Origin of the sequence: Pseudoclavibacter endophyticus, from assembly GCF_008831085.1 — a bacterium.
GTDB classification, from domain to species: domain Bacteria; phylum Actinomycetota; class Actinomycetes; order Actinomycetales; family Microbacteriaceae; genus Pseudoclavibacter; species Pseudoclavibacter endophyticus.
Map to the genome: position 1 here is coordinate 282478 of NZ_WBJY01000002.1, position 15332 is coordinate 297809.

Sequence of the window (15332 nt, forward strand, 5' to 3'; positions counted from 1 at the left end):
AGTGCTATTTTAGGGATACGAGTATACTCTTGTAGCAACCACGGACGACATCCCAGGAGGCCCCCTTGACGCAAGCTGTGCAGTTCGAGACCCAGGAAGGCCGCTTCATCGGTCGTCTCGACGGTGACACCATCACGACGGCCTACGACGCGCCCACGCCGGGGTTCATTCCCTCGGCTGAGAATTGGGCTGCGGTGGAGGCGGCCGCCGGTGCGGCGCACGCGGTCGAGGACGTCAAACTCCTCGCAACCGTGCGCCCCGGCAAGATCCTCGCGATCGGCCTCAATTACCAGACGCACGTCGAAGAGACGAACCTCGCCCGCCCCGACGTGCCGGTGGTGTTCGCGAAGTTCCCGTCGTCGGTCACCGGCCCCACCGATGACATCGTGATCCCGCGCGAAGAGACGCGAACCGACTACGAGGGCGAGCTTGGCCTCGTCCTGTCGAAGACGGGGTACCGCATTTCGAAGGAAGCGGCCTGGGACTACGTCGGTGCCCTCGTCGTCCTCAATGACGTTTCGGGCCGCCGCGCGCAGCTCGAGACGCCCATGCGTCAGTTCACGCTCGGCAAGTCCTTCGACACCTTCACGCCGGTCTCGGCGGCGACGAAGCCCGGCTCGCTGGCGGAGGCGAGCGAGCTTCAGGTCAAGACCACCGTCAGCGGCGAGGTGATGCAGGACGGCAACACCAACCAGCTGATCTTCGACATTCCGAGCATCATCGAGTACCTGTCGCGTGGCACGACCCTGGAGGCCGGCGACCTGATCGCCACCGGCACGCCGGGCGGCGTCGGTGACGAGCGCAAGCCCCCGCGCTACCTCGTGCCCGGAGACGTGGTCGAGGTGGAGATCCCCGGCGTCGGCAGCATCCGCAACGGCGTCCGCGCCGAGGACAGCTGACCACGCGGGTGTCCGGCGGCGGCCGGACCATTCCGTCTGCCGCCGCCCATCCGCGCCAACGTTCCACACACATGAAGGAGGGCCCGATGCGTGTCCTGCCCGAGGGCGACAAGAACTACGTCTACGCCGGCCGATTCACCGGCCAGGTGCAGCTCGAGATGATCATCGAGGCGCCGACGCCCACCGACGTGGACCTGGCGCGGGTGCACCACACCGATGGTGCCGTCACCAAATGGCACAGGCACCCCGGCGGACAGATCATCGTGCTGCAGTCCGGCGTCGGCCGCGTCGGCAGCGCCGAGGGCACCTGGGCCGGGCTCGAGCCAGGCACCGCGATCGAGACCGTGCCGGGCGAGATGCACTGGCACGGGGCCGACGAGGGGCACGACTGCGTCTGGCTGTCGTTCGCGTACGGGGTCACCGACTGGACCGATGCGAACCCGCTCGAGGGCGACGAGGCGCCCGCACGCGCATGACCGGCGCGCCCCGCCCCGTCATCGGCGTCATCGCCGATCTCAAGCGGGTCACGTCCGGTGCGTGGAAGAACATCCCGAACGACAGCCTGCCGCGCACGTACGTCGATGCCGTCACGACGTGCGGAGGCGATCCCGTGTTGTTCCCCAGCCTCGAGGGGTACATCGACCGGCCTGGGGTGCTCCTCGACCTGGTCGACGGGCTCTTCCTGCCCGGTGGCCGCGACGTCGATGCCGTGCTGTACGGACACGACCCGCACGGGGCCAATGACCCCCCGTACTCGATCCGCGACCGGCTCGAGCTTGCGCTCATTGGCGAGGCGGTGCGCCGCGACATGCCGCTGCTCGGCGCCTGCCGGGGCGAGCAGCTCATCAACGTCGCGCTCGGCGGCACGTTGGAACAGCACCTGGCCGATCGGGTCGACCAGACGCCCCACCGAGATGTCGTCGGCGCCTTCACAAGGCATCCCGTTGAGATCATCCAGGGCACGCGGCTGGCAGCGATCATGCCGGATGCGCGGTTCGAGATCGCCTCGCACCACCACCAGGCCGTCGATCGGCTCGGCCACGGACTCGTGCCGAATGCCGTCGCCCCGGACGGCGTCGTGGAGGGTGTCGAGCTGCCAGGCGCAGTCTTCTGCGTTGGGGTGCAATGGCACCCGGAGGAGCAGCTCGACGACCGTTCGAAAGCCCTCATGTCGGCCTTCATCGAGGCGGCGGCCGGGGCCCGCGTCGCGGCATAGCGCGCCCGGCCGCGCCTCGATGAACGCCTCCACGGCGAACGAGGACACCGCGTCCGCGACAGAGGTGTCGCTGCGCATTCCGTGGCCCATGCGCATGAGCATCCTGCACCTGCTGGCGTGCGTGGTAGCGGGCATGACGATGTGGCGCCACGCTCTCGTCGCCGTAGGGGCATCTCGTCGCAGTGGGGGTGCTGATGCATCGGTCGCGTGCGCAGGGGAGCCGGGGCGGGTGTTCGTGGCCAATGCGGCTGGCGAGCGCCCGCGCAGGTGTGGCGGCGGGCGCTCGCGGTCCCCGGCGGGGCCTCTTACACGTGCGAGTGGTAGAGGTTCCACTCCCAATCGGTCACGGTTGATTCGAACGCCGCGATCTCACGGCGCTTGAGCGCGGCGTAGATCGGTACCAGCTCGTCGCCGAAGGCGTCGCGGAACAGCTCGCTCGCCTGCAGTGCGGCCACCGACTGCTCGAGAGAACGCGGCAGCGCAACGCCCGCATCGGTCGGCTCGAGGCGACGCACGATGCCGTCGCGCGCGGCGTGCAGCATCGCGGCCAGCAACAGGTGCGGGCTCGCGCTCGCGTCGCCCGCACGGAGTTCGAAGCGCGCCGCCGAGCCCCCCTCCGGAGGGATGCGCACGAACGCGTAGCGGTTGTCGACGCCCATGTTGCTCGTGCGCGGGGAGAGTCCGTCGCCCTGCAGGCGCTTGTAGGAGTTCACGGTTGGTGCGGCGAACGCCATGATCGCGGGCGCATGCGCCTGCAGACCAGCGATCGCGTGTCGGAGCGATTCGCTCAGCCCCTCCTCCGTGGCGCCGTCGGTGGCGAAAACGTTGCGGTCACCGTCCCAGAGCGACAGGTGGAAGTGCAGGCTCGAGCCCTCGTCGCCCGTGACGGGCTTCGCCATGAAGTTCGCCTCAAGACCTTCGGTGATCGCGAGCTCCTTGATCGCGGTCTTGAGGAGAAATGCCTGGTCGGCGGCCACCTGGCACTCGTCGTGGTGCAGGTTGATCTCGAACTGACCCGGCGAGAATTCGCGGTTGACGACCGTGACTCCGATGCCGAAGTCGATGAGGCTGCGGTGCATGCGCCCCACCACGCCCCTGGGGTCGGTGATGCGGTCGATCGTGTACGACACGCCGTTCTTGGCGTAGGCGCCCACGCGCTTTCCGTCGTCATCGACCTCGAACAGGTAGAACTCGGGCTCCCCGGCGGCGATGCCGGTGAGTCCGAGCTCGGCCTCGAGACGTTCACGCGCCGACGCCAGGGCGCCGCGCGCGCAGAGCGGTGACCGCTCCCCGTGCTCCCAAAGCGACGAGAGCACCCACACTGCGTCGGGCTCCCATGGCGGCACGACGGCTGACTCGGGCTCGATGCGGGCGAAGAGGTCGGGGTGGCCCTTGACCGTTGAGAATTGGTCCTCGTCGACGGGGACGCCGAGAAGGTCCTCGGCGATGCTCATCTTCGAATAGGCGAATCCCTCGCGCAGCTGGGGAAGTGACGATGCGGGGAACGCCTTCGCGCGCTGGCGGCCGAAGAGATCGGCGTGCACCACCCGAATGACCTTGGCTCCAGCGGTGACCAGGCGGTCGAGGCGGTCGCCGGCGGCTGCAGGGTCCGGCTCCGTCGTTGGAACGACCGTCGACGATCGCCGCGAGGTGTCGATGGCGGGGGTGCGCGCATCCACCTGCGCGGGTGGCTGGGGAAGGGTCATGGAGACCTCCGGTGCGTGTGCTCTGGGCAAATGTTGTTCACTACAGTACTATGACTGTTCAGCAAAGGAAACATGGCAGTGCCGGGCGCCGGCGCGCCGGCGGCACGGTAGTGCCGCAGCTCCCCAACCGTTGACCCACGAGCCACCAAGGGAACCGACATGATCAAGCTCCACGACATCGATCACGTGAAGTTCGGCGTCAAAGACCTCGACGCCTCGAGCGAAAGCTGGCAGACCGAGTTCGCGCTCATCGAGCGGCGACGCGATCAGAGCACGGCCTATCTCGCGTGCAACTACGAACCCCACTCGATCGTGCTCGAGCGTTCAAACGAGGTCGGCATTCAGTACGCCGCCTACAATCTGCACCCGGACTTTTCGCTCGATGACGCCGAGGTGCACCTCAAGGGCGTCGGCGTCGACTACACGCGCACGGACGACGCCGTGCACTTCGTCGATCCCGAGAACAATGGGGTCGCGTTCGTGCCGTTCCGTCCTCGTACCGGCCAAGACGTCTACCCGCTCGCGTCGCGCTCCGCAGGCGAGGCGTCGTACGCCGGCGCGATGCGAGCGGGCCGCTACCGCCGCCTCGGGCACGTCAACTACCTCACGGCCAACATCCACGAGATGGTCGACTTCTACGTCAACGTCGTCGGTCAGGAACTCACCGATCGGCTCGGTGGCGACGCTGGTGCGTTCCTGCGCGTCAACGCTGACCACCACGTCAACGCCTTCGTCAACACGGGTACACCGCACTTCCACCACGTGGCCTTCGACCTCGGCGACTGGGGCATGATCCGCTCGACGTTCGACCATCTCGCGCAGCACGGTCGCGTTTTCCCGTGGGGCCCCGTGCGCCACGGCATCGGTGGCAACCTCGCCGGCTACGTGCGCACGCCCGAGAACGACTGCTTCATCGAGCTGTACTGCGACATGGAGCAGATCGACGAGTTCCACCAGCCGCGCGACTTCCCCGACGACCGTCGCTCATCGAACGCGTGGGGCATGCTTCCGCCGCGCTCGTACTTCCGATTCGACGACGAGGCGATCGCCGCGGAGCAGGAGAGCCTTCGCTCGATCTGGCAGTAGGTTTCGATCAGGGCGCCGCACACGCCCCGCTTCGGTCGGGAAGGTCACCATGGCAGACGACGACCGCGCGGTCGACGACATCGCCGCGACGCGCGCCCTGGTGCGCGGCGTCGGCGCAGGCGGACTGGCCGGTCTCCTGCGCGCCCTGCACACGTCGGTCGGCGCCGACGCGGTCATCATCGACGTCACTGGCAACACCCTCGCGAGCATCCCGCCGCGCGAAATGTGGGACCTCGAGTTGATCCGCAGCGGCACCAAGCACCACGGGCTCACGGTGCGCGACATCTTCGTCGGCGGCGAGCACGCGGGGCGCGTCGCGGCGCGTCTTCCGGCGGATGCCGAACGGCTCGTCGAACTCGTGGCCGAGCTCGCGGGCGTGGAACTGCGAAGGATGCTCGAAGCCGTGGAGGTGCGTCGCGAGATCGCCCTCGGACTGATCGAGGACATCCTGCAGCGGCGGCTGTCCGACGGCGACGCCACGAGCCGCCTCGAGGCGCTCGGTGTCGACGCCCGGTCGCCGCACCGTGTGCTGGTCGGGTCGGTGCAGCCTACGGAAAGCAGGGGCGCGCAGCTCGCGCTCCGGTTGCGTCAGCTCGCCCCGGACCCGTTCCTCCGGGTGCGGCACGGAGAATTCGAGCTGCTCGTCGTTCCGGACGACTCGATGACCGAGCGCATCGCCGCGATGTTCCTTCGCCAACTGCAGGCCCTCGGTACAGGGGCCCGCGTCGGCGTGAGCCGCCCGCGCGGAGGCGCCGGCAATCTCCGCGCCTCGTATTACGAAGCCGTGACTGCGCTGGAGAGTGGTGCCGGCGTGCACCACCCCGGGCGGGTCAACCTCGGCGATCTGCTGCTGTTCACGTCGAACGAGGTGCCGATCGTCGAGATCGCGGGCCAGGTGCTGCAGCCGCTCGCCGAGTACGACGCGGCAACCGGGAGCGAGCTCGTGGCAACGCTCCGCGGCTACCTCGAAGAGGACCGCGACATCGTCGCCGTGACGGCACGCCTTCATATTCACCGCAACACGCTTCGAAACCGGCTGCAGAAGATCGAGGAGCTGCTCGGGATCGACCTCAAATCATCGCGCGAGATCGCCAACTTCTGGTTCGCCTTGCGCGCGCTCGACGAGATTCGGCAGCCGGTGAGGCGCGTCTCGTGAGAGGTCGTCGCGCGACTTCGACCTTCCATCGTCGTCGTGCTGCTGCGAGTGATCTCTGCCGAGTACGTTCGTTTGTGGACCGACCGACAACGCAAAGCCCAGCGAACCAAGGAGTTCATTCGTGACCGCAGCCGTCCGCACCGTCCGCGACCTCGTCTACGCCACCCGGGACGGGTACGATCTCGCCCTCGATCTGCACCTGCCGCCCGAGGCATCCCGCCCATCGCCGCTCGTCGTGTACTTCCACGGCGGCGCGTTTCAGGTCGGCACCCGCACCGACCACGAGGAGGCGCGCGCGGCGCAGCTGGCGGCGCGGGGCATCGCCGTCGCGACGGTCTCATACCGGCTGCTGTCGATCGCGCCGTTCCCCGCGGCCCTCGACGACGCGCGCACGGCGGTGGCGTGGTTGCGCGAACACGGCGCCGAACACGGCGTGGCGACCGAGCGCATCGGCTCGATGGGCGCGTCGGCCGGGGGCTACCTCGCAGCCATGCTCGGGCTCGGCAACCCGCGCGAGGGCCTCGCGCGGGCCGTCGACGTGGCCGTGCCCTGGTACGCCGTGCTCGACGGGAGGCTGCACGGCAGCGGCACCGCGCTCGAGCGGAGGCTGTACCCGATCGACGCGTCGACCGGCATGTTCGCCGAGCCGTACGACGCGGGCAACCCGGCCCACCTCGCGATCGACCCGCTCGAGAACGTGTCGGCCGGCGCGGCCGAGTTCCTCGTCGTCACGGGTGATCGCGACCGCGTCGTCAGCGCGGAGGAGAGCCGGCGCTTCCACGACGTGCTCGTGCTCGCCGGTGCTCGCTCGTCCATGCTCGTCGTCGGCGGCGCCGGCCACGAAGACGAGGCGTTCCAGGACGGCCCGATCCTCGACTTCATCGCCTCACTCTTCCGCTCGCGGCTCGGCTGAGCCGGGCCTCGCCGCGGGCCTCACCGCGGCACTAGGCGGTGACGGCGGCCTCCTTGGCGCGCTTCGTCTCGGCCTCGGCGCGCCTGCGGAGCTCCTTCTCGGTGACGGGCAGCGTGCCCGCTCGGCGCTGCGCCTCAACGTAGGCTCGCGCCTCGTCTTGCCGCTCGGCCTCGGCGCCGGTGGCGATGGCCGCGCGGAGATGCTCGGGGCCGTACCCGAACGCATCCACGAGGTCCTGTGCGTGCGGGCGCAGCCGAGCCACGAGGCGGTCGATGTACCGCGAGACGGTCGCGGCCCGCTGGGCCGACAGCCGCCCGTTCAGCAGGTACCAGTCGAGGTGCTGCTCGATGAGGCCAAGGCCGAACAAGTCGCGCACCCACGTGAGCACGCGCTTGGTGGTGTCGTCGGGCATGTCGGCAAGTGCGTTGGTGAACGCCTCCCACTGCAGCAGCTCGCCGTGCGCCTTCGCCGTCTCGATGAGACGGTGCTGGTGGCGGGCCAGCACGTCGGCCTGCTCGGCCTTCGACTTGCCACGCGCCCGCCCGATGCTCATGGCGATGTCTTCGACCATCGTGCGCACGCGATCACTCAGCAGCTCATACTGCTCATCGGGCCGGCGCAGCCGTCCCGCTGAGCGAGCGATCGAGCCGAAATCGGCGAACGCCTGGCCGGCCTGTCGGAGCCCCGACCCGGCGAGGATGCGGAGGGCCACCTTGCCGACCATGATCTGCACGGTCTTGCGCGCGTCGGCGCCACGGAACTGCTCGCTGTAGTCGGTGAGCAGCCGCTTGCCCACGAGCTGGAGCAGCACGTGGTTATCGCCCTCGAACGTGGTGTAGATATCGAGGTCGCCGTACAGCTGCGTGAACCGGTTCTCGGCGAGGTACCCGGCGCCGCCGCATGCCTCGCGGCACTCCTGGAGCGTGTCGAGCGCGTGCCACGTCGACAGCGACTTGAGGGCGGCCGCGAGTGTCTCGAGGTCTTCCCGCTGTTCGGGCGTGTCGAGCTCGCCAGAGAACACGCCGTGGAACTGACGCAGCAGGCTCTCGTGCGAGAACCCGACCGCGTAGCTCGTCGCGAGGCGCGTCAACAGTCGTCGCTGGTGCAGCTGGTAGTCGAGCAGCACCGTCTCGTCGCCGTCCGGGCCGGCGAACTGGCGGCGCTCGTCGCCGTAGCGGATGGCGATCGCGAGCGCGGCCTTCGCGGCGGCGTTGGCCGAGCCGTCGAGCGAGACCCGGCCCTGCACGAGGGTGCCGAGCATCGTGAAGAAGCGGCGTCCGGGGCTCTCGATGGGCGACGAGTACGTGCCGTCGGCCGTCACGTCGCCGTAGCGGTTGAGCAGATTGCTGCGGGGCACGTGCACGTTCGTGAAGTGCAGGCGACCGTTGTCGATGCCGTTGAGGCCGCCCTTGACGCCGTCGTCGTCGCCGCCGACGCCGTCGAGGTAGTCGCCGTTGTCACCGCGAATGGGCACGTAGAACGCGTGTACGCCGTGGTTCACGCCCTTCGTGATCAGTTGCGCGAACACCACGGCCGCCGTGCCGTGCAGAGCCGCGTTGCCGCCGTAGTCCTTCCACGCGCCGCGGAACGGCGTGTTGATGACCCATTCCTCGGTGGACTCGTCATAGGTCGCGGTCGTCGCGAGCGAAGCGACGTCGGAGCCGTGCCCCGTCTCGGTCATCGCGTAGACGCCCGGCACCTTCATCGACATGATGTCGGGCAAGAACCGGCGGTGGTGTTCGTCGGTGCCGAGGTGCATGACCGCGGCGCCGAACAGGCCCCACTGCACACCGGCCTTGATCTGCAGGCTCGGGTCGGCCAGCACGAGCTCCTCGAAGCCGGCGATGTTGCCGCCGTGGTTCTCGTGGCCGCCGACGCTGCGCGGGAAGGCGAGATTGACCGCCCCATCGTCCGCCAGCATCTGCATCTGCCTGAGCGTGCGCTCGCGGTGCTCGGCCATCGTGAGGTCCGGCACCTTGTGGTACTCCGGGTTCGCGACCTTCGCGCGGGCCGCGAGCCGCTCGTCCTTCCACGCGCCCAGCAGGCGCTCGCCGAGGTCGGCCACGTCGATGCGCGCCTGGTCGACGGCTCGGTCGCCGGGCTCGGGGCTGTCGAGTTCCGCGTCGTGCAGCTCGGCGTCGTCAGTGGTCGTGCGCGTGGTGTTGTTCACCGGTCCTCCTCGGTGCGCGGATGCGGGGGTGCATCCCGTTCGGCCGGGCGGCGCGCTCGAGTCGCTCGTCCGCCCTTCGCCGTCACGCTATCCGGCCCTCGCGCGGGCGGCGACGTTGCTTGCGGTTGCCGCCAACGCGACGCACCCCGGCACGGCGCGTGACTTGGCCGGATGCTCCAATCGCGCAGGGAGCATCCGGTTGCGACACGCGCATAGCCGCCGCGCCACCGAGCGTGTCCGGTTGGTTCTCCCGCCGGCGGCTTCTCGTCGCTAGCTTGAGAAGCATGACCTTCAATGAGCAGTCGAAGCTCGACACGTCGGGCGTGCGTCGGCGCGGCGGGCGCGCCGGAACGGGCGTCGCGATCGGAGGCGGCGGGCTCGTCGTGCTCGTCATCGCGTTGCTCGCTTCGCAGTTCCTCGGCGTGGACTTGACAGGCCTGGTCGGCGGGACGGACACCGAGCAGAGCCAGGGGCAGGAGGGCGATGTCGACCTCGACCACTGCCAGACCGGGGCCGACGCGAACGCCTACGTCGAGTGCCGCATGGTCGGCGCGCAGAACTCGCTCGAGAGCTACTGGTCGGGCCAGGGCCCGTCGATGGGCATTGACTACCGCACGCCGGGCTTCGTGCTCTACAGCGGGCAGACGACGTCGGGGTGCGGCACCGCGTCGAACGCCGTCGGGCCGTTCTACTGCCCGGGCGACGAGTCGATGTACATCGACACGTCGTTCTTCGAGATCCTCGAGCAGAGCTACGGGTCGTCTGGTGGCCCGCTGGCCGAGATGTACGTCGTCGCGCACGAGTACGGTCACCACATCCAGCACCTCACGGGCGTGCTCGGCCAGGCGAATACGCAGGATCGCGGGCCGGCATCGGACGGAGTGCGCGTCGAGCTACAGGCCGACTGCTACGCCGGCGACTGGGTCGGCGAGGCCGCCAACACGACCGACGCCGAGGGCAACCAGCTGCTGCAGCCGCCGACGCGCGACGAGATTGCCCAGGCGCTCGGCGCGGCCGCCTCGGTTGGCGACGATCACATCCAGGAATCGTCGGGTCAGGAGGTGAACCCCGAGGCGTTCAGCCACGGGTCGTCGGAGCAGCGCCAGCGCTGGTTCATCACCGGCTACGAGCAGGGGTGGGAGGCCTGCGACACGTTCTCGGCGAGCGCGAGCGAGCTGTAGACCTACCGGCCGCTAACGCCAGTCGTCGGGAGGTGGGGGCGCCAGGAACTCCTCCTCCGGCGGCGTCAAGTACTCGTCGTCCGGCGGGGGCGGGTCGATGATCGGCGGCTCGTCGAAACTCACGCCCGGCGACCCCGCACGACGGGGCCGGGGTGAGCGGGTCGGAGCGGGTCGCGACGTCGCCGGCGCCGGCGCGGCCGAGCCGCCGGGTGCCGCGTCACCGAGCCCCTGCAGCACGGCGAGCACCTCGTCCCCGTATCGCTCCAGCTTCGACTCGCCAACCCCTGACACCGAGCCGAGCTCGCTCAGGTGCTGGGGGTTGTCGCGCGCGATCTCGGTGAGCGTCGCGTTCGTGAACACAACGTAGGCGGGCGCGTCTTGCGCACGCGCCGTCTCGAGCCGCCACGCGCGCAGCTTCTCGAAGCGTTCGCGGGCGGCCGGCGCGAGCGCGTCGGCCTCCGCTCCGCCGCGGGAGCGCGAAGACGAGCCCCGCGTGCGCTCGAGCTCGGTGCGGAACTTCACGGTGCGCTCGCCGCGCAGCACCTCCCGGCTCTCATCGGTGAGGGCGAGCACCCCGTACTCGCCGACCGTCGCGAGCATCCGCTGGGCGAGCAATTGCCGCACGACGCCTCGCCACGCCTGCTCGGAGAGATCGGCGCCGATGCCGAACGTCGACAGCGACTCATGCCCGCGCTGCTGCACCCGGTCGGTCTGCTTCCCGCGCAGGATGTCGATGACGTGGCCGGAGCCGAACGACTGCCCGCGCTGGCCCAGGCGGACGATGGTCGAGAGGAGCTTCTGGGCCGCGATCGTGCCGTCCCACGACGCCGGCGGGGTGATGCAGGTATCGCAGTTGCCGCACGGCTCGGACTCCTGTCCGAAGTAGCGCAGTAACTGCTGTCTGCGGCATGAGACGGTCTCGCACAGGGCGAGCATGGCATCGAGGTGCTGCCCCTGAACGCGCTTGCGCTGCGCGTCGCCCTCGCCGTCGTCGATCATGCGCCGCTGCTGCACGACGTCCTGCAGCCCGTAGGCGAGCCACGCCGTTGCCGGGAGCCCGTCGCGGCCCGCGCGCCCTGTCTCCTGGTAGTAGCCCTCGACCGACTTTGGCAGGTCGAGGTGCGCCACGAACCGCACATCCGGCTTGTCGATGCCCATGCCAAAGGCGATCGTCGCCGTCATCACGATCCCCTCCTCGCGCAGGAACCGCGCCTGGTTGCGCGAGCGCGTCGCGGCGTCGAGTCCGGCGTGGTACGGCAGCGCGGTGATGCCCTCGCCCTGCAGCCAGGCGGCGGTCTTCTCGACGGAGGCCCGAGACAGGCAGTAGATGATGCCCGCGTCGCCATCGTGCTCGGAGCGCAGGATGCGCAGCAGCTGGCCTCGAGCATCCTGCTTCGGCGCGATGCGGTACTGGATGTTGGGGCGGTCGAAGCTCGACACGAACATCGGCGCGTCGGTCAGGTGGAGGCGCTCGGCGATCTCCGCGCGCGTCTGCAGCGTTGCCGTTGCCGTCAGGGCGATGCGGGGAACGCGCGGCCAGCGCTCGCGCAGCATGCCGAGCTGCAGGTAGTCGGGGCGGAAGTCGTGGCCCCACTGGCTCACGCAGTGGGCCTCGTCGATCGCGATCAGGGCGATGTCGCCGCGGTCGAGCAGCTCGGCCGCGCCGGCCAGTCGCTCGGGAGCGAGGTAGAGCAGGTCGAGCTCGCCGGCGACGTAGGCCTGCTCGACCGATCGACGCTCTTCGAGCGAGAGCGTGGAGTTGAGGTAGGCCGCGCGCACCCCGAGCTGGCCGAGCGCCTGGACCTGATCGTGCATGAGCGCGATGAGCGGCGAGATGACGATGCCGGTGCCCTCGCGAAGCAGCGACGGGATCTGGTAGCAGAGGCTCTTGCCGCCGCCAGTCGGCATGAGCACGACCGCCTCGCCGCCACCGGCGACCTGACGGATGATGTCGGCCTGCTCGCCCCGGAACTCGTCGTACCCGAACGTGCGGCGGAGAATCTCGAGCGCTCGCTCGTCGATGGCACGGGCGTCGAGGGTTTCGAGCATGGCACCAGCCTAGGCGCCGTCACCGCCCTCCGACGCGTCGCCGGCGGTCGTCGTGGCGTTCCCGCTCGGCCCGACTCCGGCATCCGTCTCCGTGCCGCTCTCCGCGCCGGTCCCGGTGCCGTCGGTCGTGTCCTCGGGGTTCCCGGTTCCGGTGTCGCTGCCGTCGTAGTTCGTCGGGATCGGCTGTGGCAGCTCCGGAAGCGGATCGGGCGCGGGGGGCTGGCCGTCCTCGTCGAGGCCGAACGCGTCGGTGCGCACGAGCTCGTACACGATGAACTCGTTGAACACGGCCGACGACATGACCGCGAAGCCCTCGCCCGTGTAGACCCCGTACTCGGGCGTCGTCGAAGTCATGGGGTCGCTGTCGGGCCGAAGCACCCACACACGGTCCACCTCGTCGAGCCGCGACGGCACCGTCGCGATGTCGACCGAGGTGTCCCACAGCGTGCCTGACGCCTCACCCGACTGGGAGAGCGTGAGATCGAGCAGGCCTTCGAAGGCGCGCGGATACGTGCTGAGCATGACGCGACTGCTCTTCGGATCGGTCTCGGCATCCGAGAACACGATTCCGTCACCGTCGGCCGCGTTCGTTGCGATGTACTCGGCCGTCGCGCGGTCGTCGCTGCCGCCCTTCGCGGTCGGGAGCTTCTGCATCACGAGCGGGGGCAGGCACGAGTGCAGCGTGAGGAGCAGCAGCACGAGCGCGAGCCAGATCGGCCTTGCCGACATCGCCGCGCCCAGCAGCAGCGCGAGCCCCGGCGCCGTGAAGGCGAGGTAGTCGGGCGCGAAGGCGCCGGGGGCGAACAGCTGCAGGAGCCCCAAGCCGGCCGCGGGGACGACGAGCCACAGAATGCCGAGCAGTGCCGCCGCCGTTCCCGCGGCGTCGACGACCTTTCGGATGCGAAACGCGGCGATCCCGAGCGTCACCACCGTCATGACGAAAACTGGCACGGCCCAGACGGCGTCGGTCATGGTCGGAACGCCGATCCAGTCCCATGCCGTGGCGGGCAGGCCGTCGGCGCGGCCGAGGAGCACGAACTGCTGCTGCGCGACGACGACGAGCAGGGGCGAGGCGAGCACGATCGCGCCGAGCGAGGCGAGGGACGATCCGCGCAGCACGCCGCGGCGCGGGGTCGAGATCATGACGAACAGGGGATGCACGAGGGCCATCAGCACGACCGGTGCGAACACCCAGGCACCGGCGGCGACGAGCAGGGCGACGACCGTCCACCGGCCGATGTGACGCCACCGCGCGGCGGCGCGGCGCGCGCGGTCTCGGCGCGAGACGAGGCGTGATGGCACGTCGAATCGAGGAATCGGGTCGTCGACGCCAACGGCCCACGTCACGGCGACGGTCGACCAGGTCGCCAGCGCAATGGCGGCGGCCAGGCTGCTCGCCTCGGTGCCCTGCAGCGTCAGCCGGGGCAGCAGCACCGCGATCGATCCCGCGATGACGCCGGTCCGCGCGCCGGCCAGCCTCGTGCCGATGAGGGTCGTGCCCGCGACCGTCGCGCCGGCCGCGACGGCGGGCAGGAGGCGAAGCGCCAGCTCGCTCGCGCCGAACGCGCCGATCCAGAGGTGCGTGATCGCCATCCACACGCCGTTGGCCGCGTGCGCCTCGGTGATGAGTGCCCACATGCCCGCCCAGTCGCGCGTGGCCGCCTCGATCGTGAAGGCCTCGTCGGCCGAGAACGCCGGCGACCAGCTGGCGATGAAGCACACGATCGTGGCGGCGACTCCGAGCCACAGGGCGGGTGCGGTCACTGCGGCGCGGATGCGGGAGCCGGCGGTTGTGCGCGGGGCGTTCCCGTCTCTCCCGCGACTGCCGGCGCGCGCCGGCGCGGCGGCAACGGCCCGGCCCGCACCTGTCGCGCGGTCGCCGGCGGGCGTGAACGCGGGCGCCTCGCCCGCGCCGGCCGCGGTGCGCGGCTCTCCCTCGGGGAACGCCGGGAGCTCGATGGCTCCCGTGCGCTCGCGTTCGCGGGTGACCGTCCCAAGCGATGGCGATGGCGATGGTGATGGCGACCGCGACGGCGCGGAGGGTGAGGAGGCGCCGGCGTGGTGCGGCGCGGTCCGGCCCGAGGGCGGGAGCGTCGCGATGGGGCCGGTCGGGGCCGGGCCCGCGTCGCCGCGCGTGCCCGTCGCCTCGTCCGACCAGGGGCGCAACGGTTCGATCATCGCTCGGCGCGCCAGCCCGCCCGGGGGTGGTTCGTCGGCTGGCACGCGCCACGTGTCCGGCCCGATCGGCGCCGCGGCCGATTCCGACTCCCTGCGCGGCGAGGCGGTCGGCGCCGTTCGCAGGGCGACCCCATCGATGGTGATGCGCGGTCCGGTCACCGGTGCGGGTGAACCGTGAACGCTCTCGGTGTCGGCGCCGCGAGCCGGCCGGGGGGGCGGAGGGCTTGGAGCCTGCTGGGCCGGGGGTGTGATCTGCACCTGCCCGTCCGCCGCCGTCCGGCCGGTGCGCCGAAGGCTGTGGGCGCGGCTGCTCGCCATGCGCGGCGTCGTCTCCTCCGAGAGATAGGCGTCGGAGGGCGATGCGGCGGGCGGCGCGGGGGTATCAGCGACTCGCGGGCCCGCGCTGGGGCCGGCGCCGAGCTTGGGGCTCGTCTGGTCGAACTCGTCACCCGCCCCCGTCCCGCCTACGATCGGGATCTGGCCGGTAGCGGGGAAGTAACGCACGGCATCCGGGACGGTCGGATGCGCCTCGTCGACCGTCGTGCGCTCGGTGGTGCGCGCGAGCACACCGCGTGTACGGCGGCGACCGCCGTACACGGGGGGCGTTCCCGAGTTCCCGCTCTCGCTCATGCACCACCACTCGGCTCGTGTCGACTCGTCAGCCGCCGCGGAGCACAGGCACCACGCTGGTCGCCGCCGGCTGGCACGCCTCCTCGGCGCACCCGACCGCGTCGACGCTCGTGCGCAATCGCCACGGCGCTTCCCAAAACGCTAGCCC

The 15332-nt window shown here is 70.3% G+C and carries 11 protein-coding genes; 7 read left to right on the forward strand and 4 right to left on the reverse strand.

The annotated features are described in order from the left end of the window. The first annotated feature begins 65 nt into the window (after nucleotides 1-65). The 3 genes from F8O04_RS10990 (at nucleotide 66) to F8O04_RS11000 (ending at nucleotide 2115) form a co-directional block, all read left to right on the forward strand. Nucleotides 66-899 carry a fumarylacetoacetate hydrolase family protein gene (locus F8O04_RS10990; protein ID WP_158029424.1) on the forward strand — a complete coding sequence of 278 codons (834 nt, stop codon included), beginning with the start codon at nucleotides 66-68 and terminating at the stop codon, nucleotides 897-899. Between the two features lie 86 nt (nucleotides 900-985). Beyond that, nucleotides 986-1375, forward strand: coding sequence for a cupin domain-containing protein (locus F8O04_RS10995; protein WP_188726400.1), 390 nt, complete (start codon nucleotides 986-988; stop codon nucleotides 1373-1375). Further along, complete coding sequence (locus F8O04_RS11000) at nucleotides 1372-2115, forward strand: gamma-glutamyl-gamma-aminobutyrate hydrolase family protein (protein ID WP_158029426.1); 744 nt, start codon at nucleotides 1372-1374, stop codon at nucleotides 2113-2115. The genes F8O04_RS10995 and F8O04_RS11000 overlap by 4 nt, the downstream gene beginning before the upstream one ends. Before the next feature lie 305 nt (nucleotides 2116-2420). On the opposite strand, the gene F8O04_RS11005 is transcribed toward F8O04_RS11000, so the two are convergent. Next, entirely contained in the window at nucleotides 2421-3821 is a 1401-nt protein-coding gene (locus F8O04_RS11005) for a glutamine synthetase family protein (RefSeq protein ID WP_158029427.1), read from the reverse strand. A gap of 159 nt (nucleotides 3822-3980) precedes the next feature. Between F8O04_RS11005 and F8O04_RS11010 the strand changes: the two genes are divergently transcribed. The 3 genes from F8O04_RS11010 (at nucleotide 3981) to F8O04_RS11020 (ending at nucleotide 6976) form a co-directional block, all read left to right on the forward strand. Then, complete coding sequence (locus tag F8O04_RS11010; protein ID WP_158029428.1) at nucleotides 3981-4907, forward strand: VOC family protein; 927 nt, start codon at nucleotides 3981-3983, stop codon at nucleotides 4905-4907. A gap of 49 nt (nucleotides 4908-4956) precedes the next feature. Then, the gene (locus F8O04_RS11015) at nucleotides 4957-6063 is read left to right on the forward strand and encodes a PucR family transcriptional regulator (RefSeq protein WP_158029429.1); all 1107 of its coding nucleotides are present in this window, start codon (nucleotides 4957-4959) and stop codon (nucleotides 6061-6063) included. Nucleotides 6064-6184: 121 nt separating this feature from the next. Next, on the forward strand, nucleotides 6185-6976 hold the full coding sequence (locus F8O04_RS11020; protein WP_188726401.1) for an alpha/beta hydrolase: 792 nt from the start codon (nucleotides 6185-6187) through the stop codon (nucleotides 6974-6976). A 31-nt stretch (nucleotides 6977-7007) separates the two neighbouring features. On the opposite strand, the gene F8O04_RS11025 is transcribed toward F8O04_RS11020, so the two are convergent. Then, nucleotides 7008-9146 carry an acyl-CoA dehydrogenase family protein gene (locus F8O04_RS11025; protein ID WP_158029431.1) on the reverse strand — a complete coding sequence of 713 codons (2139 nt, stop codon included), beginning with the start codon at nucleotides 9144-9146 and terminating at the stop codon, nucleotides 7008-7010. Between the two features lie 284 nt (nucleotides 9147-9430). Between F8O04_RS11025 and ypfJ the strand changes: the two genes are divergently transcribed. Next, nucleotides 9431-10327 carry a KPN_02809 family neutral zinc metallopeptidase gene (gene ypfJ, locus F8O04_RS11030; protein ID WP_158029432.1) on the forward strand — a complete coding sequence of 299 codons (897 nt, stop codon included), beginning with the start codon at nucleotides 9431-9433 and terminating at the stop codon, nucleotides 10325-10327. 12 nt (nucleotides 10328-10339) lie between these two features. Here ypfJ and recQ read toward each other — a convergent pair whose 3' ends face one another. Both recQ and F8O04_RS11040 read right to left on the reverse strand, forming a co-directional pair. After that, nucleotides 10340-12376: a DNA helicase RecQ gene (recQ, locus tag F8O04_RS11035; protein ID WP_158029433.1), complete on the reverse strand. Its 2037-nt coding sequence runs from the start codon at nucleotides 12374-12376 to the stop codon at nucleotides 10340-10342. A gap of 9 nt (nucleotides 12377-12385) precedes the next feature. After that, a complete protein-coding gene (locus F8O04_RS11040) occupies nucleotides 12386-15184 on the reverse strand; it encodes a hypothetical protein (RefSeq protein WP_158029434.1) in 2799 nt (932 codons plus the stop codon). Nucleotides 15185-15332 lie beyond the last annotated feature (148 nt).